This is a genomic window from Streptomyces sp. NPDC007917, assembly GCF_042959105.1.
In the GTDB taxonomy this organism is placed as follows: domain Bacteria; phylum Actinomycetota; class Actinomycetes; order Streptomycetales; family Streptomycetaceae; genus Streptomyces.
This window is the reverse complement of sequence record NZ_JBIBKK010000008.1, coordinates 458,820-479,555: the sequence shown is the minus strand read 5'-3', so window position 1 is coordinate 479,555 and position 20,736 is coordinate 458,820. Positions and strand designations below refer to the sequence as shown.

Below are 20,736 nucleotides of genomic sequence, written 5' to 3'. Positions count from 1 at the left end.
TTCAACAACACCATCACCCCCTACACCCCCACCGGCACCGACGAAACCGACGAGCCCGTCGCACGCGAGACGGTGGTCGTCGAGGTCGGCGGCAAGCGGCTGGAGGTCTCCCTCCCCGCCTCGCTCGGTGTGGCGGCCGCTCCGGCCGGCGGTGGGGCCGGGTCGAAGAAGCCCAAGCGCAAGGCCGTGAAGAAGTCGGGCTCGGCCGCCTCCGGTGACGCCCTGGCCTCGCCCATGCAGGGCACCATCGTCAAGGTCGCCGTCGCCGAAGGAGACCAGGTCGCCGAGGGCGATCTGGTCGTGGTCCTGGAAGCGATGAAGATGGAACAGCCGCTGAACGCCCACCGCTCCGGCACCATCAAGGGCCTCGCCGCCGAAGTCGGCGCCTCCATCACCTCCGGCGCCGTCATCTGCGAAATCAAAGACTGACAGCAAGGGCTGACACCCCGCCACACAGCTGTACCCCCGGGCCCCGGTCGATCCCCTCGACCGGGGCCCGGCGCATACGGTGGCGACCGGAGCCGTCCGCGCGGCACGATGTGAGCTCGGCCGAGGGAGGGGGACCTATGGCACAGAAGAACCTGGAAGCGCTCATCACGCGAATCCAGGCTGCCGCACGGACCGGGGACGCGGCGGCCCGGAGGGCGTGGGACGCGCTGATCGCGCTGGTGCTGCGGCGGGGCGCCACGGCGGCGGACCTCGTAGTGACCCCGCACCTGCTCGTCGTACTGATCGAGGAACGCATCCGCGAGGGCCGGCAGTTCGACCGCAGACTCCGGAAGTGGACAAGCCAATACGGCACGGTCGCCGGGAGCGGCAAGGTCCGCAGCGAGCCCAGCGGCTCCAACGAATCCATCAGCGGCCCTGTCGTCCAGGGACGCGATTCCCACAGGGACATCACGATCGGCGACGCCATGCCCGCCCGGCCGCCCGGCCCTCCGTTCGGCGACGACGACTGGGACGAGGAGACGACGGACGACAACGAGACGACGGACGACAACGCGTGACCGATCCGCTCGCCCCCCAGCCACGGGAGGCCCGCCCCCGTGGGTGATATCGCCAAGGGCGTGCTCGGCGGCGCCTGGACCCTGCTCGTCGGCTGGATCCTGCCCACCGCGCTCAACCTGTCCGTCTTCTTCTTCACCGTCGCGCCCAGCCTCCACCACATCGACCTGGCGCAGCGCCTGTGGCCTTCGTCGAAGGTCAACACCGCCCTCCTCCTGCTGGCCGTCTCCCTCCTCCTCGGACTCGTCGTCTCGGCGGTGCAGACCCTGCTCTACCGCCTCCTGGAGGGCTACATCCTGTGGCCCGCCACCGCCTACGATGGGCGCTGCCGCCGCCACCGGCAGACCAAACAGGACCTCCGCGACCGCCTCGCGCTGCTGCGTCTCGAATGCCTCGAGCGCGAGGGCGGGCTGTCGCCGGAGGCCGCCCGACAACTGGCCGAGCTGCGCGCCAACCCCCGTATCGCCCGTGCCGCCCGCCGGGACCGCCTCCGTACGGCGGCCCAGCGCGCCCTCCTGCAGGAGCGGTTGCGCCGCTACCCCATCGACGACGACCAGGTCGCGCCCACCCGCCTGGGCAATGCCATCCGCCGTCTGGAGGAGTACGGCTATGACCGCTTCCGCCTCGACACCCAGGTCTTGTGGGGAGAGCTGACCGGCATCGCGCCCGAGCAGGTCCGCCGCCAGGAGGAACTGGCGCGCGCCAGCGTCGACTTCTTCATCGCCCTGCTCTACGGCCACGCCGCGGTGGCGGCGGCCGCCCTGGCCGCGCTGGCCTCCGGGGACGCGGACCGCACCGCGCTGCTGACCACCGCCGCCGTGCTGATCGCGCTGATCCCGCTGTGGTACCGGTCCGCCGTGACCGCCACCGACGTGTGGGCCGCCGCCGTACGGGCGCTGGTCAACGTGGGCCGCAAGCCGCTGGCCGAGTCGCTGGGCCTGGCGCTGCCGTCCGAGCTCGCCGCCGAGCGCACCATGTGGACGCTGGTCTGCCTGTTGTCCCGGGTCCCCTACCACGAGCGCGCGGCCGCCCTCGACCCGTTCCGCGCCGATCCCCAGCCGCCGGCCTGGCCCCCGGTCCCGCCGCCGACGCCGCCCCCACCCGGCTCGTAATGGCATGCTTGACCCACGGCCCCGTACGGCCCCTGACCTCCGTACGGCCGGCCGACCCCGTACGACCAGCGGCGCAGGGAGGACCGCGATGGCGACCGAGACAGCCACGGCGCACACCCCACCGCGCGCCATGCGCGCCGACGCGCGCCGCAATTACGAGCGGCTGCTGAACGAGGCGAGGACCGCGTTCGTCGAGCACGGCACCGACGCGTCGCTGGAGGACATCGCGCGCCGCGCGGGGGTCGGGATCGGCACGCTGTACCGGCATTTCCCCAACCGCACCGCGCTCATGGGGGCCGTCTTCCGACAAGAGGTGTGCGCGCTGCTGGCGCGCGCCCGCGAGCTGGCGAAGGCGCCGCAGCCGTGCCATGCGCTGGTCGACTGGCTGCGCGAGATCATCGATTACGCGAGCACCTACCGCGGGCTCTCGCACGCCCTGATGGCGGCCTCCGGGGACGAGAGCTCATCGCTGTCCCAGGGGTGCGGTCTGCCGATGCGCGAGGCGGGCAGCGCGCTGCTCGCCCGCGCCCAGCAGTCCGGGAACGTACGGTCCGACGTCGGCATAGACGATCTGATGCAGCTGACCAACGCCATCGCGCTGGCGGTGGAACAGTCACCGGACGACCCGGAGTTGGCCGACCGGCTGCTGGCCCTGACCTTCACCGGCCTCAAGTCCCGCTGAACGGGACTCACGTCCTGCCCAGCCGGCCTCACGTCCGGCTGAACCGGCCCGAACCGGTCAGGGCTTCACCCCCCTCAGCGCCGCCGTGGCGCCAGGTCCGCGACCCGGCCTCCCGGCTGCTCCGCGAGCGGCATCCCGCCGCGCAGCGTGGCGCCGGGCCCGGGGCCCGGTGGGTGCGGGTGGTTGCGACGCGGTCCGGGGAGCGGCAGCCCGTCCTCCGTGCCGCGCGCGGGGGGCGGGCCGCCGAGCCGGGGCTGCTGGCGGCCCGGCCCCGCCGGACCGCCCTCACCGCCCGCCGGGCCCGAGCCCGCGCCCGGCCCGGCCACCGCGATCTGCACGCCCTGGTCGGCGAGGGCCTGCAGTTCGGTCAGGGCGCGCTCGTCGTGCGGGGGCGGCTCGTCCGTGACCAGACGGGTGATCACATCCGTCGGCACCGTCTGGAACATGGTGTCGGTGCCCAGTTTGGTGTGGTCCGCGAGGACCACCACCTCGGCCGCCGCCTGCACCAGCGCCCGGTCGACGCTGGCCGACAGCATGTTGGACGTGGACAGGCCGCGCTCGGCGGTCAGCCCGCTGCCGGACAGAAAGGCCCGGCTGACCCGCAGCCCCTGCAGGGACTGTTCGGCACCGCTGCCGACCAGCGCGTAGTTGGAGCCGCGCAGGGTGCCGCCGGTCATGACGACCTCGACCCGGTTGGCATGGGCCAGCGCCTGGGCGACGAGCAGGGAGTTGGTGACCACGGTCAGACCCGGGACGCGCGCGAGCCGGCGGGCCAGCTCCTGCGTGGTGGTCCCGGCGCCGACCACGACGGCCTCGCCCTCATCGACGAGACCGGCCGCGAGATCGGCGATGGCCGTCTTCTCCGCGGTCGCTAGATGGGATTTCTGCGGGAAGCCGGACTCCCTGGTGAATCCGCCCGGCAGCACCGCACCGCCGTGCCGGCGGTCGAGCAGTCCTTCTGCCTCCAGCGCCCGCACATCCCGCCGTACGGTCACTTCGGAGGTCTGGACGACGCGGGCGAGCTCGCGGAGCGACACCGCTCCGTTCGCACGCACCATTTCAAGGATCAATTGGCGACGTTCTGCAGCGAACACGAAACTGACAGTAACGCCAACGACCGTCTGGTTTCAGCAGCTTGCACCAATTAACAGATGTTGTTCGTCTGCGACCCCGCGAGATGGTATGGGGACGGTGTGAGGGGGATATGGGGAGCGAGCGGCCTACGCCTCCGCCTGCGTCTTGCGCGTGTGCAGCTGCCGCGCCACCTCGGCGATCGAGCCGGACAGCGACGGGTACACCGTGAAGGCGTTGGCGATCTGCTCCACCGTCAGATTGTTGTCGACCGCGATCGAAATCGGATGGATCAGCTCGCTGGCGCGCGGCGCGACCACCACACCGCCGACCACGATGCCGGTGCCCGGACGGCAGAAGATCTTCACAAAGCCGTCCCGGATGCCCTGCATCTTGGCGCGCGGGTTGCGCAGCAGCGGCAGCTTCACCACCCGGGCGTCGATGTTCCCGCCGTCCACATCGGCCTGGGAGTAGCCGACCGTGGCGATCTCCGGGTCCGTGAAGACGTTCGCCGAGACGGTCTTGAGGTTCAGCGGGGCGACCGCGTCGCCGAGGAAGTGGTACATCGCGATCCGGCCCTGCATGGCCGCCACCGACGCCAGCGCCAGCACCCCGGTGCAGTCGCCCGCCGCGTACACGCCCGGCGCGCTGGTCCGCGAGACCTTGTCGGTCCAGATGTGCCCGGACTCCTTGAGCCGGACCCCGGCCTCCTCCAGGCCCATCTCCGCCGTGTTCGGTATCGAGCCGACGGCCATCAGGCAGTGCGTGCCAGTGATCACCCGCCCGTCGGCGAGGGTCACCTCCACCCGGTCCCCGACCCGCTTGGCGGCCTGCGCCCGCGAGCGCGCCATCACGTTCATCCCGCGCCGGCGGAAGACGTCCTCCAGCACCGCCGCCGCGTCCGGGTCCTCGCCCGGCAGCACCCGGTCCCGGCTGGAGACGAGGGTGACCTTGGACCCCAGCGCCTGGTACGCGCCGGCGAACTCGGCGCCCGTGACACCGGAGCCGACCACGATCAGCTCCTCCGGGAGCTCGTCGAGGTCGTACACCTGCGTCCAGTTCAGGATGCGCTCCCCGTCCGGCAGCGCGTCCGGGATCTCCCTCGGGTGGGCCCCGGTCGCCACCAGCACGGCGTCCGCGATCAGCGTCTGCTCGGTGCCGTCCGCGGCCCGGACGATCACCTTCCGTGACCCGTCGGGCGACTGCGACGGCTCCAGCCGCCCGCGCCCGCGCAGCACGCGCCCACCCGCGCGGGTGACCGAAGCGGTGATGTCATGCGACTGGGCCAGCGCCAGGCGCTTCACCCGTCGGTTGACCTTGCCCAGGTCCACGCCCACGACCCGGGCCGCCTGCTCCAGCGGCGGGGTGTCATCCGCGACGATGATCCCCAGCTCCTCATAAGAGGAGTCGAAGTTCGTCATCACCTCAGCGGTGGCGATCAAAGTCTTCGAGGGCACACAGTCGGTGAGCACCGATGCCCCGCCCAGACCGTCGCAGTCGACGACGGTCACCTCCGCGCCGAGCTGGGCGGCGACCAGCGCCGCCTCATAGCCGCCGGGTCCGCCACCAATGATCACGATCCGAGTCACATGCTCCATTGTCCCGCACCCGTTCGACATCACTCCTCCGGGGGGTTCCCGCCGCCCCCGAAACCTTCGCCCCCCACTCCCGTACCCTCTGAGCCATGTCGCTCTACGCCGCGTACGCCGGCAACCTCGACGCGCGGCTGATGTCCCGCCGCGCACCGCACTCCCCGCTGCGCGGCACGGGGTGGATCAACGGCTGGCGCCTGACCTTCGGCGGCGAACAGATGGGCTGGGAGGGCGCCCTCGTCACCATCGTCGAGGCACCGCGCTCCCAGGTCTTCGTCGCCCTGTACGACATCGCCCCCATGGACGAGGAGTCCATGGACCGCTGGGAGGGGGTCGGCCTGGACGTCTACCGCCGGATGCGGGTCCGCGTCCACACCCTGGACGGCGACGAGGCGGCCTGGCTGTATGTGCTGAACGGCTACGAGGGCGGCCTGCCCTCCGCCCGCTACCTCGGCGAGATCGCGGATGCCGCGGAATCCGCGGGCGCCCCGCACGACTACGTCATGGAACTGCGCAAGCGCCCTTGCTGAGACCGCGGCCCCGCCCCGTCTCCCGGGCCCCTCGACTGGCCTGCTCCGCACGCCTCTTCCCCGCGGTTCGATCGCGCCTTGACAACGAATCGAATACCGCCGTCGATACTTCTACGCGCGTAGGCAAACACCGGCTAGTCTCGTGCGCGTGAACGCATCAGTTACCCATCAGGGGGACCCCCACGCCGCCGCAGACGCCGCGGCCGCGCGCCTGCGCGAACTCACTGGCGAAGAGACTCACGACGTCGCCCTGGTCCTCGGCTCCGGCTGGGTACCCGCCACCGACGCCCTCGGCGCCCCGGAACACGAGTTCCCGGTCACCGATCTCCCCTCCTTCCCGCCGCCCGCCGTCGAGGGCCACGCGGGCAAGCTCCGCTCGTACAAGATCAACGACAAGCGAGCGCTGGTCTTCCTCGGCCGCACGCACTACTACGAGGGCCTCGGTGTCGCCGCCGTCGCGCACGGTGTACGGACCGCCGTCGCCGCCGGCTGCAAGACCGTAGTCCTCACCAATGGCTGCGGCGGCCTCCGCGAGGGCATGCGCCCCGGCCAGCCGGTGCTGATCAGCGACCACATCAACCTCACGGCAACCTCCCCGATCGTCGGTGCGCACTTCGTCGACCTCACCGACCTCTACTCGCCCCGGCTGCGCGCCCTGTGCCGGCAGATCGACCCCACCCTCGAGGAGGGCGTCTACGCGCAGTTCCCCGGCCCGCACTACGAGACGCCCGCCGAGATCACCATGACCCGCACCCTCGGGGCGGACCTCGTCGGCATGTCCACCGCCCTCGAGGCGATCGCCGCCCGCGAGGCCGGCGCCGAAGTCCTCGGCATCTCCCTGGTCACCAACCTCGCGGCGGGCATGACGGGCGAACCCCTCAACCACGAGGAGGTCCTTCAGGCCGGCCGCGACTCCGCCGCGCGGATGGGGAGCCTCCTGGCGCAGGTCCTCGACCGCATCTGACCCGCGCCCGCCGACGCCCCGGGCCGCCGGCCCTGACCGGTGATCCGTACGCGATCCGTACGCGCTCGCCCGGACCCACAGGACCGGAGCCGGTGCCCCGAACGCGCTGACCTGGGCCGGTAACCCCGGCCCTGCGGACCCGAGCCGCCGACGCGAGTCACGGACGCGAGTCACGGGCCTTGGGCCACAGACCGGAGCCACCGGCCTGGCCCCGCTGACCGGGACCCACTGCCCCGGACGTACAAGCCCGAGCCGCCGACGCAGACCCGCCAGTCCGAGCCTCGGGCCCCGAGCCGGTGCCTGGGACGCACCGACCCGGACCCGCCGGCCCGAGCCAGACCCGAGCAGGTGACCCCGGCCCTGGTGACCCACCCCGTTCGACCCGGACCGCCGCCCCTGAGCCGTCGACCGAACCCGTCGGTCCCGGCCCGCCGCACCCGACTCACCGACGCCGAGCCCCTGCCCCCGGCTCGCCGCCCTCGCCGCCCTCGCCGGCCGGCGAACCGGGCGGGAGACGGCCGGGCGGCAGGTGGTCGGGGGACGTACGGGCCGGGCGGCGCACGGTCCGGGCGACCGGGCGACGGCGGCCGGGTGGCACCACCCGCGCCGCCGCGCCGGACCGCGGGGTCCGGGCGCCCGTGGGTGCCGCCACGCCCGTGCGCGGCGGCCGCACAGCCGCAGCGGGCCGACCCGGCCCAGGCGGGCGCCGCTGCGCCGGACCGCGAGGCCCGGGCGCGGGGCCCTGTGGGCCGGCGCGGGCCCCCGCGCCCGCCGCAGCGCGGTGTGCGCCACGGCCGCGCCGCGGCAGGTGCCGCAGCGCTCGTGGGCCACGGCCGTGCGCCGCGGCCGTACAGCCGCAGCGGACCGGCCCGGGCCAGACGGGCGCCACCGCGCTGGCCCGCCGCGGACGTACAGCCGCAGCGGGCCGACCCGGCCCGGGTGGCATGGTCCGGCGCCGGGCGAACCCCGGGCGTCAGGGCTGTCTCTCGGGGTACTCACTGGTCAGCCACCCTCGGCGGCCATCCACCTCCGGCGGCGCCGAGGCGGCGGGCGCGGGCTTGCGACAGCGCTGCCCGGCCCCGCCCCCGATCCCGCCCAGAACCACGCATCCGCCCGACCCAGCCCCCCACCCACACCAGGAGGCCGCCCATGGCGCCCACCCCCGAGTCCGAACTCATCTCCGAGGCCCGCGCCTGGATGGCCGAGGACCCCGACCCCGAGACCCGCGACGAGCTGGCCAAGCTGCTGGAGGCGGCCGAGGCGGGTGAGGCCAAGGCCCTCGACGAGATCGCCGAGCGCTTCTCCGGCACGCTGCAGTTCGGCACCGCCGGCCTCCGTGGCGAGCTGGGCGCCGGGCCCATGCGCATGAACCGCGCCGTGGTCATCCGCGCCGCCGCCGGTCTCGCGGCGTACCTCACCAAGCAGGCGGGCGCGACCGAGCAGGCAGGCGCGACCAAGCAGGCAGGCACCACCGAGCAGGCGGACGCCGAGCCGCAGCCCGGCCTCGTCGTCATCGGCTACGACGCCCGCTACAAGAGCGCCGACTTCGCCCGCGACACCGCCGCCGTCATGACCGGCGCGGGCTTCCGGGCCGCCCTGCTGCCGCGTCCCCTCCCCACCCCCGTCCTCGCGTTCGCCATCCGCCACCTCGGCGCGGTCGCCGGGATCGAGGTCACCGCCAGCCACAATCCGCCCCGCGACAACGGCTACAAGGTCTATCTCGGCGACGGCTCCCAGATCGTGCCGCCCGCCGACCTCGACATCGCCGCCGAGATCGCGGCGATCGGCGGCCTCGCCGACGTCCCCCGCCCCGACTCCGGCTGGGAGACCCTCGGCGACGACGTCCTGGGCGCCTATCTCGCCCGTACCGACGCCGTCCTCTCCCACTCCTCCCCCCGGGACGTACGCGTCGTCTACACGCCCCTGCACGGCGTCGGCGGCGAGACCGTCGCCGCGGCCTTCGCCCGCGCGGGCTTCCCGGCCCCCACGGTGGTCGCCGAGCAGGCCGAGCCTGATCCGGCCTTTCCGACCGTCGCGTTCCCGAACCCGGAGGAGCCGGGCGCGATGGACCTGGCGTTCGCCACCGCGCGCCGCCTCGGCCCCGGCGGCGCCGACATCATCATCGCGAACGACCCGGACGCCGACCGCTGTGCGGTGGCCGTGCCGGCCCCCGACCCCACGGCGCCCGACGCCACCCCCGCCTGGCGCATGCTCCGGGGCGACGAAGTGGGCGCGCTCCTCGCCACCCACCTCATCCACAAGAACGCCCGCGGCACGTTCGCGACCTCGATCGTCTCGTCGTCCCTGCTGTCCCGGATCGCCCAGGCCGCGGAGCTGCCGTACACCGAGACGCTGACCGGCTTCAAGTGGCTGGCCCGGGTCGAGGGGCTGCGCTACGCCTACGAGGAGGCGCTGGGCTACTGCGTCGACCCGGCGGGCGTACGCGACAAGGACGGCGTCACGGCCGCCCTGCTCGTCGCCGAGCTGACGGCCGAGCTGAAGGAGCAGGGCCGCACCCTCACCGATCTGCTCGACGACATCGCGCTGGAACACGGGCTGCACGCGACCGACCAGCTCTCCGTACGCGTCGAGGACCTGTCCCTGATCGCCCAGGCCATGAAGCGGCTGCGCGAACAGCCGCCCGCCGAGCTCGCGGGCCTCGCCGTGTCCGCCGGTGAAGACCTCTCGCGCGGTACGGCGACGCTGCCCCCGACGGACGGGCTGCGCTACCTCCTCTCCGGCCGCATCGGTGCCGGCCCGGGCGGCACGGTCCGGTCGGCCCGGGTGATCGTCCGTCCCAGCGGCACCGAGCCGAAGCTGAAGTGCTATCTGGAGGTGGTGGTCGACGTCCCCGGGGCGGACGCCCTCGCGCCGGCGCGGGCGACGGCGGAGCAGGTCCTGTCGGCGCTCAAGGCGGATCTCGCGGCGACGGCGGGCATCTGAACGCTCCTGGTCAGGCCATGGGCCATGGTCGTTCCGGCGCCACGGCCATTGCGGCGCCATGGTCATTCCGGCGTCATGGCCGGCCGGGTCCGGGCGCGGAAGGTGCGGCGGTAGGCGTCCGGGGGCACGCCGACCGTGCGGTTGAAGTGTCGGCGCAGCGTCGTGGCGGTGCCCATGCCGGCGGCCGCCGCGATGGCGTCGACGCTGTCGTCGGTGGTCTCCAGCAGCTCCTGGGCGTGGCGGATCCGCTGGGTCAGCAGCCACTGCAGCGGGGTGGTGCCGGTCACCGCCCTGAAGTGGCGGCCCAGGTTGCGCGAGCTCATCCTCGCCCGGCGGGCCAGGTCCTCCACGGTCAGCGGCTGGTCCAGCCGTTCGATCACCCAGGGGAACAGTTCGGCCAGCGGGTGGCTGGCCGGGGCGGGGAGCGGGGTGGTGACGAACTGGGCCTGGCCGCCGTCCCGGTGCGGCGGCACGACCAGGCGGCGGGCGACCGTGTTGGCGATCGACGAGCCGTGGTCGAGGCGGACGAGGTGCAGGCACAGGTCCATGGCGGCGGCCTTGCCTGCGGAGGTGAGCACGCTGCCGCCGTCCACGTAGAGCACGTCCGGGTCCACCTCCACCTCGGGGTGGCGGGCGGCCAGGATCTCGGTGTGCGCCCAGTGTGTGGTCGCGCGCCGCCCGTCCAGCAGACCGGCGGCGGCCAGCACGAACGCGCCCGTGCACAGGGAGGCCACGCGTGCGCCCGCCTCGTGGGCCGCGCGCACCGCGTCGACCAGGTCGGCGGGCGGGTCGACGTCGATGTCGGCCCAGCCCGGGACGATCACGGTGTCGGCGCGCGCGAGCTGGTCGAGGCCGTGGTCGGGCTCCAGCCGGAACCGGCCGAGCCGCACGGCGGCCGGCCCGCAGACGGCGAGGCCGTACCAGGGGTCGGCCACGCCGCTCATGTCGGCGCCGAAGACCTCATACGCCATGGACAGTTCGAAGTGGAGCATGCCGTCGGTGACGGCCAGTGCGACGGTATTCACGTCCGGAATTGTATGGGTCATGGCGTTCCGGACACTCGTCCGGGCCGCCACCCCTCGTCAGGATGGTCCGCGGCAGATCGCGGCAGATCGCGGCAGATCAATTCGAGTACGGGGGAGAACCCATGGGATCGGGGCTCACGGTGGCGGTGTTCGGCGCGTACGGGCACACCGGGCGCTTTGTGGTGGCGCACCTGCGGGATCGCGGGTTCGTCCCGGTCCTGTCCGGGCGCGACGCCGACAAGCTGAAGGCGCTCGCGGAGTCCGCATCGGGCCTGGACGCCCGCCCGGCGTCGGTGGACGACCCGGCCGCGCTCGACCGTGCGCTGGCCGGCGCGGCGGCCGTGATCAACTGTGCCGGGCCCTTCGCCACGACGGCCGCCCCCGTGATCGAGGCGGCACTGCGCGCCGGTATCCCGTATGTGGATGTGGCGGCCGAGATCGAGGCCAACGTCGATACGTTCGCGCACTTCGCGGAGCGCGCCCGTGCCGCGGGAGCGGTGATCGTCCCCGCGATGGCCTTCTACGGCGGCCTCGGCGACCTGCTGGTCACCGCCGCGATGGGCGACTGGACGTCGGCCGACGAGGCGCACATCGCGTACGGGCTGAGCAGTTGGCACCCCACCGCCGGAACGCGCGCCGCGGGCGCGGTGTCCCAGCGGCGGCGGGAGGGCCGGCGCGTCCGTTACGCGAACGGGCGGTTGGAGTACCACGGCGACGAACTGCCGACCCTGGAGTGGCCCTTCCCCGACCCGATGGGCCCCCGGACCGTCCTCGGGGAGTTCACGATGGCCGACGTCGTCACCGTCCCCAGCCACCTGTCCATCCCCGAGGTGCGCACCTACATGTCGGTCGAGGCGGCCAGGGACCTGTCGGCCCCGGACACACCGGAGCCGACGGCGGCCGACGAGCGGGGGCGGTCCGATCAGACCTTTCTCGTCGATGCCGTGGTGCGCTCCGGCGGCGCCGAACGGCGCGCCGTGGCGCGGGGCCGGGACATCTACGCCGTCACCGCGCCGCTCGCGGTGGAAGCGGTCCACCGCATCCTGACGGGACGGACCAGGACGGCCGGGGTCGCCTCCGCGGGCGAGATCTTCGACGCGGCCGACTTCCTGCGCGCGCTGTCCGCGCACCTCTCCCTCGAAGTCCGCCCGTAGCGCACGCCCTTGCCGCCCCGCGTCGGCGTCGGCCTCGGCGTCGGCCTTGACAACGGCCTCGGCACGGCCGGGCGCCGTCGTACACAATCGCGGCCATGGATCTGAACGACGTGCTGCGCTGTCTCACAGAGGCCGAGGCCGACCGGCGCCGGCCCGAACTCTCCGGCAGGCGCTATGTGTCCGTGGCCAACCGCTACGCCCATGACGACGGCGCCCCGCTGCCCCTCGACCTCTTCGACGGGATCGAGGACGAGGAAGGAGAGGAGTGCTCGATCCTCGCCGGACTGGGCGAGGCCACGTCCGTGTACGACGCGCTGGACATCCTGGCGTCCGCCGTACTGGAGGAGGTGGGAGATCCGCCCGACGAGGAGGACATGAGGGAGGCGGACCTCCGGCGGCTGGACGGCATCCGCTCACCGGAGCGCCGCGCTCTCGCGTGCCTGCTCATGGGCTACGAGGGCGCCATCGAGGTGGACACGAGCGCGGGCCCGGGCTGGCTCGCCGGTGCCCGCTTCGTCTTCCTCAGCACCGCCGTCCCGCCCAACCAGGAGGCCGACTACGGCATCCTGGAACTCCAGCCCACCGGAGACCCCTCGGACGCCGACCGCGCGCTCATGGACGCCGCCGAGGCCGGTGACGCCGACGCCGTCTCCGAGGCCTTGAGCGAGGGCGCCCGCATCGACGCGCTGGATGAGCGCGGCATGAGCGCACTCCACATCGCCGTGGCCCACCGCCAGGTGTCCGCCGTGGCGGCGCTGCTCGCGGCAGGAGCGGATCCCGCGCTCCAGGCCACCTACAACAACGCCCCCCAATTCGCGTCACTCGACGACATGGAGCGGGTCTCGGCCGGCGCGGAGCGGATCGAGGACGCCGGCCACCTGGACATCCTGCGCGCGCTCATCGAGGCCGGGGCCCCCATCAACGCGCAGAACCGCGACGGCTCGACGCTGCTCGACATGGCCATCGCCACCCGGCCCTACCCCGAGGAGACGATCCGCTTCCTCGTCGGCAAGGGCGCGCGGAGTGTCCGGCTCACGGATCCGGACTTCGGCCGCCTCCTGGCCGACCTGCCGTACCACGGCGGCCGGCAAGCCCTCGAAACACGCGTCAGCCAACTGCGGTTCCTCCTCGAGTCGGGAGCCCGCCCCGAGGACGCCGAGGCGGCGGCCCAGCGGCCGTGGCTACGGGCTCAGGACGGCCCGGCCTTGCACGCGCTGCTCCACTTCACCGGGTACTACGAGCGCGAGGTGCCCGGCGAGATACTTCTCGAACTCGTCGATGTGCTCCTCCGCCACGGTGTCCGCGACATCTCGTACCAGGGCAGCACCGCGCTGGAGTGCGCCGAAAAGTGGGTGAAGAACGGCCACGCCAATTACGAGCCGGTGGTGCGAAGACTGCGCGAGGCCGCCGCCTGACCACCGGCGGAGCTTTAGCTTTGTGGTGAGTATGGGACAGCGACACGCCGTGATGTCGGCGTGTCGCTGTCCCATACTCACCACAAACACGCTGGCATGGCTCACAGGTGGGAGAAATGAGCCAGGTCGGTCAGCGATTGCAAGGCGTCCACGGCCGAACCGCCCACATCGATGCCCGCGAGCGCGGCGAACAGCGGCCTGGCGTCATGCCAGACAAGCCTGGCCCCGTAGGTTTCACCACCCTGCTCGTCCAGGACGAGTCCGAGATACGCCACCAGGCCGCCGTCATCGCCCTCGACGGCGCGTTCCACATGGAAACCAACCTGGGCATGGAGGGCAGTCCCGAAACGGCGACCGAGCGCGAGCGGAGTCACGCCCACCGAACCGCCTCCGTCTCCGTTTCCGCCTCCGTCCGCCATGCTCTTGGCGAACGCATACGACTGGCGTACTTCGGACCAGCCCCCCTCCGCCAGACACTCGACGAACGCGTCCAGGTCGGCCCGCAGGGCCGGGGTCAGCTCGGTGAAGGGGACACACACCCGCGCTTGGTCGTCCCCACCCGGCGTCACCGGCTCGGGCTCGTCATCGATGCGCGTCAGATCAGGCGGAAGGAGGGTGTAGCCCAGCTCCGCGAACACCGTCTCGGCAGCTGCCACACCGTCCAATTGCGGATAGAAGGCCCACGAGTAGCTCCCCCCAAACTGGTGCCGCGCCACCAGGGCCATCAGTGGCTGGGCGATCATCCGGCCAGCGGACATGAGCTCGGGCGGGAAGTCATCCGGGTCCTCCGGAATCGCGGATTCAATGCCCTCGGTCCACCGGTTGAGGAAGACGAACGGAGTGTCCAGCCACTCCTCCCGGCCCACCGCATGCGCCGCGTCCACTGCGGCCGGCACCTGCCGGGGACGCAGAATGAGCACCCTTTTGTCTTCGCCGGCAGCGTCGCCGAAGGCGTGGACGAACTCCCCCCGATCGAAGCCCGCCTCGATGCCATGGTCACTCAAGGCCAGCCAAAGACTGCCATATGCCCAGGCCGCGTCGCTGGCGGCGATGGCCGCCAATACCCGGCGCTGCCGCGGATCGAGGTCGTCGCGTGTGAAAGGAGTCGGCAAGGACTCCCGGGCCTGCGGCCCGAACGTCGCTGCCAGCAGCATCCCGTACAGCGACATCGCCCGGTCCTCGTCCGTCTCCGAGACCAGGACGGCGCACACCGCGTCGAGCAGTTCCAAGGACGCGTCGCCGGAAGCCAGCAGAGTCTCGCAGCGGGCCAACGGACTGTCCCGGGTCAGCTCGCGGGTCCACTCGTGCAGCCGGGTCAGGCTCTCCCCGTCGCGCAGCAGGCCGGTGAGCGTGTCCGCCACTTCCGCCCCGCCACGCGGCGCGCGGGCCAGCGCCCATGCCAGCCGCACCGCGCCATCCGCCTCGTCGCGGTCCGCCTCGTCGCCGTCGGCCGACAGCCGCCCTGCGCCCATCTCGCCCAGCGCCAGCCACGCGCCCGCACGCACGGACGGCTCCGGATCGGCTGTCAGCCGCGCCACATCGTCGGCAGCATGGCGGAGTTCGGCCGACGACAGGGCCCACAGCACCCGAAGACGCACCCCCGGGTCGCCGTCTCGCAGCAGTGGCGTCAGCCGAGGCACCTGCACGGCCATCGCCGCCAGCGCAGCGGCGTGCCCTGCGTCGCCGCCGTGGCACACATCGCCCAGGAACGACAGCAGATCCTCACGATCGGGATATCCGGGCTCCACGACGATATCGACCAGGAACGGAACCGCCGCGGCCGTCGCCTCGTACACCGACCCCTGATGACACAGGCTCCCGTATATATCGTAAAAAGCACCACTACGGTCTTGGGCATCGGCCGACCGCAGCGCACCCAGAATCCCGGGAACGTCGGTGGCCGCGCCGTACGCGTGCTTCAGCGACGCCCAGTCCACGTCTTCGATGTTCACGTCGATATCCAAACATCCGGGTGAGACATCGCAACGGTCCTTGGAAACGGCTGAGTTGGGGAACGAGCCGAGGTTTCGCCACCCCGCCGACTCCTGGCCGACCTGCCGCCGGGGCTACGCGACTACGGGAGCTACGGCGCCTTCACCAGCCGGCCAGGCGTTCCACCAGCAGAAGACCGCCGATGACGATCATCATGGCACCGGAGACCCGGGTCACCGCCCGAGCCGCCGTGGGCCGGGTCCTCAGCACCGCCGCAGCCGCCACCGAAGGGCCCCACCGCCCCGGAGGCGGACCTCGCCCACCCGTGGGTCGACAACGGTCCCGGCTGGGCCGTGAGCCAGCTGCCCACGGCCGAGGATGTCCTCGCCCTCGAACCCGACCTGTCCCTCATCCCGACCGCGATGATCGGGGCGATCGGCGCCCACACCGAGGGGGCCGAGCACGACTTCGAGATGCGCACCTTCGCCCCCGCCTGCGGCGTGGCCGAGGACCCGTATGCGGCAGCATGAACGCCTCGGTGGGCCAATTGCTCACCGCCACCGGCGCCGCGCCCTCCACCTACCGGGTCTCCCAGGGGGCGCGCGCCACGACGGCCTGATTCCCCGCAAGCCCTCAGTCAACAACGGGAGGCGGCAGAGGGGCGATTTCCCGGTCGAAGAAATCAAAAAACGGCTCGGCGCGCTCGTAAAGAACATTGAAGTCGGCCGATGTTTCTCTGATCAGCTCTGGATCCGTGAACCGATTGGCCCCTGCCGCGTTTCCGTCGTCGTCATACACAACTTCATACATGGCCACATCCCCAAGAATCACAACTTCGGGGACGGGCCGCCGCTCTTCGACATCCGCGATCTTACGGGCATCGAGGACCTTGATTTTATCGCCCAACTCGACGCGCAGGCGCAGCACGAACAGCTCCCACTGCACGTAGGGGGTGACAGGGAACTCCACAACGCGAAGACGGCGCTCTGTGACGTTGAGCTCGGAAGCCTTTCGGAATTGCTTGGCGTATACTTCGCGCTTCTCCTCGACAAGAGACAGCGCTTTGGCCCATTCTCCGGCAGCAAAGGCTTCCCAACTCGGGAAGCCTCGTTCCTTGAAGTTCTGGCCGCGCTCCAGCTTGTTCAGAAAGCCGATGCCGCTCTCATAAACGCGGCGAAAATCCTCGTGATACGCCGGACGCATCAAGCGCTCGGAGGCGCCGCTCGGAAACGAGTCAAACACTGGGGATGTCCGGCTTCGCCGCGATCATCATGCTCCTGGGGATGACCACCAGCCGTTCGTCGGCTCCCACGGAGACTCCCGGAGGCAGGGACTTGCCGAGTGAGTCCGTGAGATCCCTTCCGATAATGGCGACATCACCATTGCCAAGTTCCCAGATATCGGGGCAGTCCGGGTTGTCCGTCGTCGTCCCCAGCTCTTGGGGTGATTTACCCAGACGCCTCTTGAAGGTCGTCGACGGGTCGGCTTCCCACGGCCTAGCCATAGCCATCACTCCCTGGCTGCGCCCCGATTTGGGGCGACCATACTGCCAGGACACCGGGTTGACCAGGAATGGCGCACAGTTCAGGTCATCAGGCATATGCCAAAGGCAAGAGGGCCGAGCAGTGATCCTTGTTGGGCGAGCCCAGAAGTGAAATGATATGCGATCGCCAAGCAGGTCGCACAATCACGGCATAATCATCTCATCTGATCCATTAGCGCGGAGTCGGACCTGCATTCGACGGCCGCGGGGGGAGCCATGAGCGCAACCATGGACGGCCACGCTGAGGATGATGGCCGTGTCTACCAATCCGCAGGCGACCAGCACATCAATGAGCATCATTATTACGGGGCCGAAAGAGCAGAAATGGGCGGTCCGGACTCTGTTCGTCGTCCGGCGATCGGTCGGGTGCCCACGGTCCTGCGTGACCGCGCCGAGGTGTTGGAGCGCTTACAGGCAAGTGTCGGAAGGGAGCGCGGTGGTGAGGTCTACGTGCTCCATGGCATGGGTGGCTGCGGCAAAACAGCCGTGGCTCATGCCCTCTTCCAGTTCGCCACCGAGGAGAGCGGGCGGATCGGCTTGTGGGTGAATGCCGCCGACCGCGCGAGCTTACGCGCCGGCATGCTGGCCGTCGCAGCTGACCGAGGTGCCGGCGACGGCGAACTACTGGCTGCCAGAAATGGGCTCCGGCCTGCGGCTGATCTCGTGTGGCACTGCCTCGACCGTTCCCCTGAGTCCTGGCTGTTGGTGCTCGACAACGCCGACGACCCCCAGATCTTTCGTGACGGCAGCTGGCTCCGCAGCAGTTCGCGAGGTACGACCGTGGTCACCACGCGTCGCGCGGCCGCTCGCTGGTGGCCCGGTGCGGAGTTGCAGCACATCGGCGTACTGCCGCGCGACGACGCGGCCCAAGTGCTGTGCGACCTTGCTCCGCAAAGTGGCACGATGGAGCAGGCCGCTGCCATCGCGGACCGGCTGGGGCGGCTACCGCTCGCGCTCACACTCGCGGGGGGCTTCCTGTCCCACCAGGTACTCGACCCTTGGACGATGGACGCCTACGGGCGGCATCTGGACGAAGGCGAGTGGGTCGAGCTCATAGACCAAGGAGCTGACGTCTTGTCCGACGCCGACCCCCGGCACCTGGTCGGTCGAACCTGGCAACTGTCACTCGACGCCTTCGAAGCCCGCGGCCTTCCGGAGGCGGCTTCCCTTCTGAGGCTGATGGCCCGCTTCGCTCCCGAGCCCTTGCCACTGTCTCTGTTGAACCGGCCTGAAATCAGCGGTGTTCTCCCTCGCGCTCGGTGTGAAACAGCGTTGAGAGCGCTGTTGGACCATTCACTGACCGAACTGGTCGACGTCGGCGTTCGTTGTGCGCAGAGCCACGGTGTGCTGCTCGACAGTGTCACCGCTTCCACGCCTCGTGACAGACTCCCCGGTCTCGACGCGACGGCTGCCCGGTTACTCGACGCGGCCGTCCCCGCCCATCCGGACGCCGGCCCGTACGACCCGCAGTTACGCCTACTCGCCCCTCACACGCTTGCTCTGCTGGGGCACGCCTCACAGCCATCGATCATTTCTGACGTGTTGGCTGTCGCCAAACGCTTGTCCATCGCTCTTCACCGCACCGGGGACTACATGTCCGCCTGGGAGACGGCCAATGCCGCGGCCAACCTCACGGAACAGTCCCTCGGAGCAGAACACCGGCTGGTACTGGCAACACGTTCAAGAGCCGGCCGGGCGCTTTTCCGGCTGGGTAGATACACCGAGGCCGAGCTGCTCCTGGGCAACGTACGAGCGGCTCAAGAGCGCATTTTCGGGAATGACGACGCCGACACTCTCGACACCAGTCACGGCCTCCAACTCGTACTCGCAAATCTCGGCAGGCGCGAGGAAGCCCTGACGCTGCTGAAGTCAGTGGTGGCGGGACGCCAGGCAGTACTCGGGGCGGCGCACCCACTGACCTTGCGTTCCCGTGCCAGCCTGCTCACGATGTTGTCCGCCGATGAGCTGACTGCCAACCGCGACACACTGCTTTCGGTGCCTTCGGACTGTGATCTCCATCTTGGCCCCGAGCACACGGTTACTCTGGGTGCCCGGCATAATTACGCTTGGGCGCTGTATGTGCTGGGCCAGTTCGCTGCCGCCGACGAGGCGATACGGCTGGTTTGCCAGTCGTATAAAGATCGCTTCGGCCCCGACTATCCGATCGCACTCGCAGCCCAACAGCTCTTCGCCCGGACCCGGTTCGCACTCGGTCATACGGAATCGGGAGTCGACTTGATGGTTGATGTCGTGGCGAGACGAGAACGCAGCCTGGGGTTCGACCATCCTTTCACGGTCGCAAGCCGCGAACTCCTGGGGCAGTTCAGGGCGAGGCGATAGCGGTCGATCGGCGCGGGGCGGGGCTTCATGGGCGAGTGCTTAGGAAGCGCCGAGCCCTCCCTGCCGAGGCGGACCGCTGTCGCCCGCGGCATCGGATGGACTGGTCACGGAGCCCAGCTCCACCCCGCGGAAGGACAGCAGGACCACCAGGACGCCCCCGCAGGTGATCGCCCAGTCGGCGAGGTTCATCACGCTGAAGTCGCGGACCGCGATGAAGTCGACCACCGCGCCCTCCAGGCCGCCGGGAGAGCGGAAGAGCCGGTCCGTCAGGTTTCCGAGCGCCCCGCCCAGCAGCAGCCCCAGCGCGAACGCCCACGGGGTGCTGGTCAGCCGGCGCGACACCCGGATGATGGCGACGACGACGGCCGTCGCGATCAGTGTGAACACGATGGTCGTCGCCTCACCGAGGCTGAACGCGGCGCCGGGGTTGCGCTGCACCCGCAGCTCCATCCAGGTGCCGATCACCGGGACGGGGTCGTGTCCCTCCAGCCCCGCGACCACCGCCACCTTGCTCACCAGGTCGACGGCGTACGCGATACCGGCCACCAGCCACAGCAGCCAGACCCGCCGCCTCGGGGCGGGTGTGGCGCTCTCGGTCGCGTCGCTTGTCGTCACGCTCGGTCTCCTCGCTGTCCCCGTCCCGTTTCGGCCGCTCAGGTGATCGCCAGCACCACCGCGAGCAGCACCGCCCCCGCCACCGCCGGTGCGATGACCTCGAACGCCCAGCGCACCTCGGGCTCGCCCTGCGCGCCCTCCCGCGTGGCGTGGTTCTCCGCGAGCCCGCGCAGCTCGTCGATGGACCGGTCGGCCTGGGCCCGCCGCTCCGCGTCCGCGTCCACCGCCGCCTGGACGGACGTACGGCGGAAGGGGTCCTCGGTCGCCGCCCTCGCCTGCCGCCGCGTGGCCCGCTTGCGCTGGCGCAGCGACACCGGGATGGCCCACAGCTGGTACTTCGCGCCGCCGGCCAGCACCTCGCTGGAGTAGCCCGCGCGCACCGCCTCCACCGAGGCCCAGGGCAGGGTGATCGTACGGAAGGGGTTGCGCACCCGCAGCCGGTCCGCGCCGGCGAACACCGCCGGCCGGACCGTGAAGGCGACCACCAGCGGCACCGCCAGCAGCAGCCCGGCGAGCGCCACCCACGGCGTCCGGCCCTCGCCCCGGATCACCGCGTCGATCCCCAGCCAGGCGCCGATCGCGAGCAGCAGTACGCCGCCCGCGATGCCGCCCGGGGAGCGGAAGACGCGGTCCGCGTACTCGGTCTCCTGGTCAGCGGTCCCCTTTTCGGGCCCGCGCGGGGCGGAGGATTCGTGCGAGGAGTCGTCCGGGCTCGTCATGAGGCCGATTCTGCCGCACCGCCGCGGGCCCGCGGCGCTCGGCCCGTGCCGCGGCCCGTGCCCCGGCCCGCACGGCCCAGGGCCGCGGGGCGCT

At 71.3% G+C, this 20,736-nt stretch carries 20 protein-coding genes; 11 read left to right on the top strand and 9 right to left on the bottom strand.

The window, feature by feature from the left end; translation table 11 throughout:
• The 4 genes from ACFZDL_RS19315 to ACFZDL_RS19300 form a co-directional block, all read left to right on the top strand.
• On the top strand, positions 1–429 hold a 429-nt coding region (locus ACFZDL_RS19315; RefSeq protein ID WP_391191622.1), incomplete at its 5' end, for a biotin/lipoyl-containing protein.
• A gap of 137 nt (positions 430–566) precedes the next feature.
• Entirely contained in the window at positions 567–1,007 is a 441-nt protein-coding gene (locus ACFZDL_RS19310) for a hypothetical protein (protein ID WP_353588164.1), read from the top strand.
• A 39-nt stretch (positions 1,008–1,046) separates the two neighbouring features.
• A complete protein-coding gene (locus ACFZDL_RS19305) occupies positions 1,047–2,117 on the top strand; it encodes a hypothetical protein (RefSeq protein ID WP_353588166.1) in 1,071 nt (356 codons plus the stop codon).
• Positions 2,118–2,205: 88 nt separating this feature from the next.
• A complete protein-coding gene (locus ACFZDL_RS19300) occupies positions 2,206–2,799 on the top strand; it encodes a helix-turn-helix domain-containing protein (RefSeq protein WP_353588168.1) in 594 nt (197 codons plus the stop codon).
• A gap of 74 nt (positions 2,800–2,873) precedes the next feature.
• Here ACFZDL_RS19300 and ACFZDL_RS19295 read toward each other — a convergent pair whose 3' ends face one another.
• The gene (locus tag ACFZDL_RS19295) at positions 2,874–3,857 is read right to left on the bottom strand and encodes a DeoR family transcriptional regulator (RefSeq protein ID WP_391191619.1); all 984 of its coding nucleotides are present in this window, start codon (positions 3,855–3,857) and stop codon (positions 2,874–2,876) included.
• A 162-nt stretch (positions 3,858–4,019) separates the two neighbouring features.
• A complete protein-coding gene (locus ACFZDL_RS19290) occupies positions 4,020–5,468 on the bottom strand; it encodes an NAD(P)H-quinone dehydrogenase (RefSeq protein WP_353588172.1) in 1,449 nt (482 codons plus the stop codon).
• 86 nt (positions 5,469–5,554) lie between these two features.
• Between ACFZDL_RS19290 and ACFZDL_RS19285 the strand changes: the two genes are divergently transcribed.
• The 3 genes from ACFZDL_RS19285 (at position 5,555) to ACFZDL_RS19275 (ending at position 9,899) form a co-directional block, all read left to right on the top strand.
• Complete coding sequence (locus ACFZDL_RS19285) at positions 5,555–5,992, top strand: gamma-glutamylcyclotransferase (protein WP_353588174.1); 438 nt, start codon at positions 5,555–5,557, stop codon at positions 5,990–5,992.
• Positions 5,993–6,140: 148 nt separating this feature from the next.
• Positions 6,141–6,956: a purine-nucleoside phosphorylase gene (locus ACFZDL_RS19280; protein WP_353588176.1), complete on the top strand. Its 816-nt coding sequence runs from the start codon at positions 6,141–6,143 to the stop codon at positions 6,954–6,956.
• Positions 6,957–8,105: 1,149 nt separating this feature from the next.
• Positions 8,106–9,899, top strand: coding sequence for a phospho-sugar mutase (locus ACFZDL_RS19275; RefSeq protein ID WP_353588177.1), 1,794 nt, complete (start codon positions 8,106–8,108; stop codon positions 9,897–9,899).
• Positions 9,900–9,961: 62 nt separating this feature from the next.
• On the opposite strand, the gene ACFZDL_RS19270 is transcribed toward ACFZDL_RS19275, so the two are convergent.
• Complete coding sequence (locus tag ACFZDL_RS19270; RefSeq protein ID WP_353588179.1) at positions 9,962–10,924, bottom strand: helix-turn-helix domain-containing protein; 963 nt, start codon at positions 10,922–10,924, stop codon at positions 9,962–9,964.
• Between the two features lie 122 nt (positions 10,925–11,046).
• On the opposite strand from ACFZDL_RS19270, the gene ACFZDL_RS19265 reads away from it, so the two are divergent.
• Together ACFZDL_RS19265 and ACFZDL_RS19260 are read left to right on the top strand one after the other, a co-directional pair.
• The gene (locus tag ACFZDL_RS19265) at positions 11,047–12,078 is read left to right on the top strand and encodes a saccharopine dehydrogenase NADP-binding domain-containing protein (protein ID WP_353588181.1); all 1,032 of its coding nucleotides are present in this window, start codon (positions 11,047–11,049) and stop codon (positions 12,076–12,078) included.
• A 95-nt stretch (positions 12,079–12,173) separates the two neighbouring features.
• Positions 12,174–13,493 (top strand): ankyrin repeat domain-containing protein, encoded by a 1,320-nt coding sequence (locus tag ACFZDL_RS19260; RefSeq protein ID WP_353588183.1) that lies wholly within the window; start codon positions 12,174–12,176, stop codon positions 13,491–13,493.
• Between the two features lie 101 nt (positions 13,494–13,594).
• Here the strand turns inward: ACFZDL_RS19260 and ACFZDL_RS19255 are convergent, their stop codons facing one another.
• On the bottom strand, positions 13,595–15,445 hold the full coding sequence (locus ACFZDL_RS19255; RefSeq protein WP_353588185.1) for a HEAT repeat domain-containing protein: 1,851 nt from the start codon (positions 15,443–15,445) through the stop codon (positions 13,595–13,597).
• A 142-nt stretch (positions 15,446–15,587) separates the two neighbouring features.
• Positions 15,588–15,710 carry a hypothetical protein gene (locus ACFZDL_RS19250; RefSeq protein ID WP_391191610.1) on the bottom strand — a complete coding sequence of 41 codons (123 nt, stop codon included), beginning with the start codon at positions 15,708–15,710 and terminating at the stop codon, positions 15,588–15,590.
• Positions 15,711–15,778: 68 nt separating this feature from the next.
• On the opposite strand from ACFZDL_RS19250, the gene ACFZDL_RS19245 reads away from it, so the two are divergent.
• On the top strand, positions 15,779–15,955 hold the full coding sequence (locus tag ACFZDL_RS19245) for a PhzF family phenazine biosynthesis protein (RefSeq protein ID WP_353588187.1): 177 nt from the start codon (positions 15,779–15,781) through the stop codon (positions 15,953–15,955).
• Between the two features lie 103 nt (positions 15,956–16,058).
• Here ACFZDL_RS19245 and ACFZDL_RS19240 read toward each other — a convergent pair whose 3' ends face one another.
• Both ACFZDL_RS19240 and ACFZDL_RS19235 read right to left on the bottom strand, forming a co-directional pair.
• Positions 16,059–16,667: a DUF6879 family protein gene (locus ACFZDL_RS19240; RefSeq protein ID WP_353588189.1), complete on the bottom strand. Its 609-nt coding sequence runs from the start codon at positions 16,665–16,667 to the stop codon at positions 16,059–16,061.
• The gene (locus ACFZDL_RS19235) at positions 16,660–16,929 is read right to left on the bottom strand and encodes a hypothetical protein (RefSeq protein WP_078610493.1); all 270 of its coding nucleotides are present in this window, start codon (positions 16,927–16,929) and stop codon (positions 16,660–16,662) included. The genes ACFZDL_RS19240 and ACFZDL_RS19235 overlap by 8 nt, the downstream gene beginning before the upstream one ends.
• Positions 16,930–17,184: 255 nt before the next feature.
• On the opposite strand from ACFZDL_RS19235, the gene ACFZDL_RS19230 reads away from it, so the two are divergent.
• Positions 17,185–19,308, top strand: a complete 2,124-nt coding sequence (locus ACFZDL_RS19230; RefSeq protein ID WP_353588191.1) for a tetratricopeptide repeat protein — start codon at positions 17,185–17,187, stop codon at positions 19,306–19,308.
• Between the two features lie 39 nt (positions 19,309–19,347).
• On the opposite strand, the gene lspA is transcribed toward ACFZDL_RS19230, so the two are convergent.
• Together lspA and ACFZDL_RS19220 are read right to left on the bottom strand one after the other, a co-directional pair.
• Positions 19,348–19,923, bottom strand: a complete 576-nt coding sequence (gene lspA / locus ACFZDL_RS19225) for a signal peptidase II (RefSeq protein WP_353588193.1) — start codon at positions 19,921–19,923, stop codon at positions 19,348–19,350.
• A gap of 38 nt (positions 19,924–19,961) precedes the next feature.
• Positions 19,962–20,642 (bottom strand): PH domain-containing protein, encoded by a 681-nt coding sequence (locus ACFZDL_RS19220; RefSeq protein ID WP_353588195.1) that lies wholly within the window; start codon positions 20,640–20,642, stop codon positions 19,962–19,964.
• Positions 20,643–20,736: the final 94 nt, after the last annotated feature.

Bases quoted from the DNA above. Each gene is read 5' to 3' on its own strand.
- ACFZDL_RS19310 (WP_353588164.1), top strand. From the start codon at position 567: ATGGCACAGAAGAACCTGGAAGCGCTCATCACGCGAATCCAGGCTGCC.
- ACFZDL_RS19300 (WP_353588168.1), top strand. From the start codon at position 2,206: ATGGCGACCGAGACAGCCACGGCGCACACCCCACCGCGCGCCATGCGC.
- ACFZDL_RS19295 (WP_391191619.1), bottom strand. From the start codon at position 3,857: ATGGTGCGTGCGAACGGAGCGGTGTCGCTCCGCGAGCTCGCCCGCGTC.
- ACFZDL_RS19290 (WP_353588172.1), bottom strand. From the start codon at position 5,468: ATGGAGCATGTGACTCGGATCGTGATCATTGGTGGCGGACCCGGCGGC.
- ACFZDL_RS19285 (WP_353588174.1), top strand. From the start codon at position 5,555: ATGTCGCTCTACGCCGCGTACGCCGGCAACCTCGACGCGCGGCTGATG.
- ACFZDL_RS19275 (WP_353588177.1), top strand. From the start codon at position 8,106: ATGGCGCCCACCCCCGAGTCCGAACTCATCTCCGAGGCCCGCGCCTGG.
- ACFZDL_RS19265 (WP_353588181.1), top strand. From the start codon at position 11,047: ATGGGATCGGGGCTCACGGTGGCGGTGTTCGGCGCGTACGGGCACACC.
- ACFZDL_RS19260 (WP_353588183.1), top strand. From the start codon at position 12,174: ATGGATCTGAACGACGTGCTGCGCTGTCTCACAGAGGCCGAGGCCGAC.
- ACFZDL_RS19235 (WP_078610493.1), bottom strand. From the start codon at position 16,929: ATGGCTAGGCCGTGGGAAGCCGACCCGTCGACGACCTTCAAGAGGCGT.
- ACFZDL_RS19230 (WP_353588191.1), top strand. From the start codon at position 17,185: ATGAGCGCAACCATGGACGGCCACGCTGAGGATGATGGCCGTGTCTAC.
- ACFZDL_RS19220 (WP_353588195.1), bottom strand. From the start codon at position 20,642: ATGACGAGCCCGGACGACTCCTCGCACGAATCCTCCGCCCCGCGCGGG.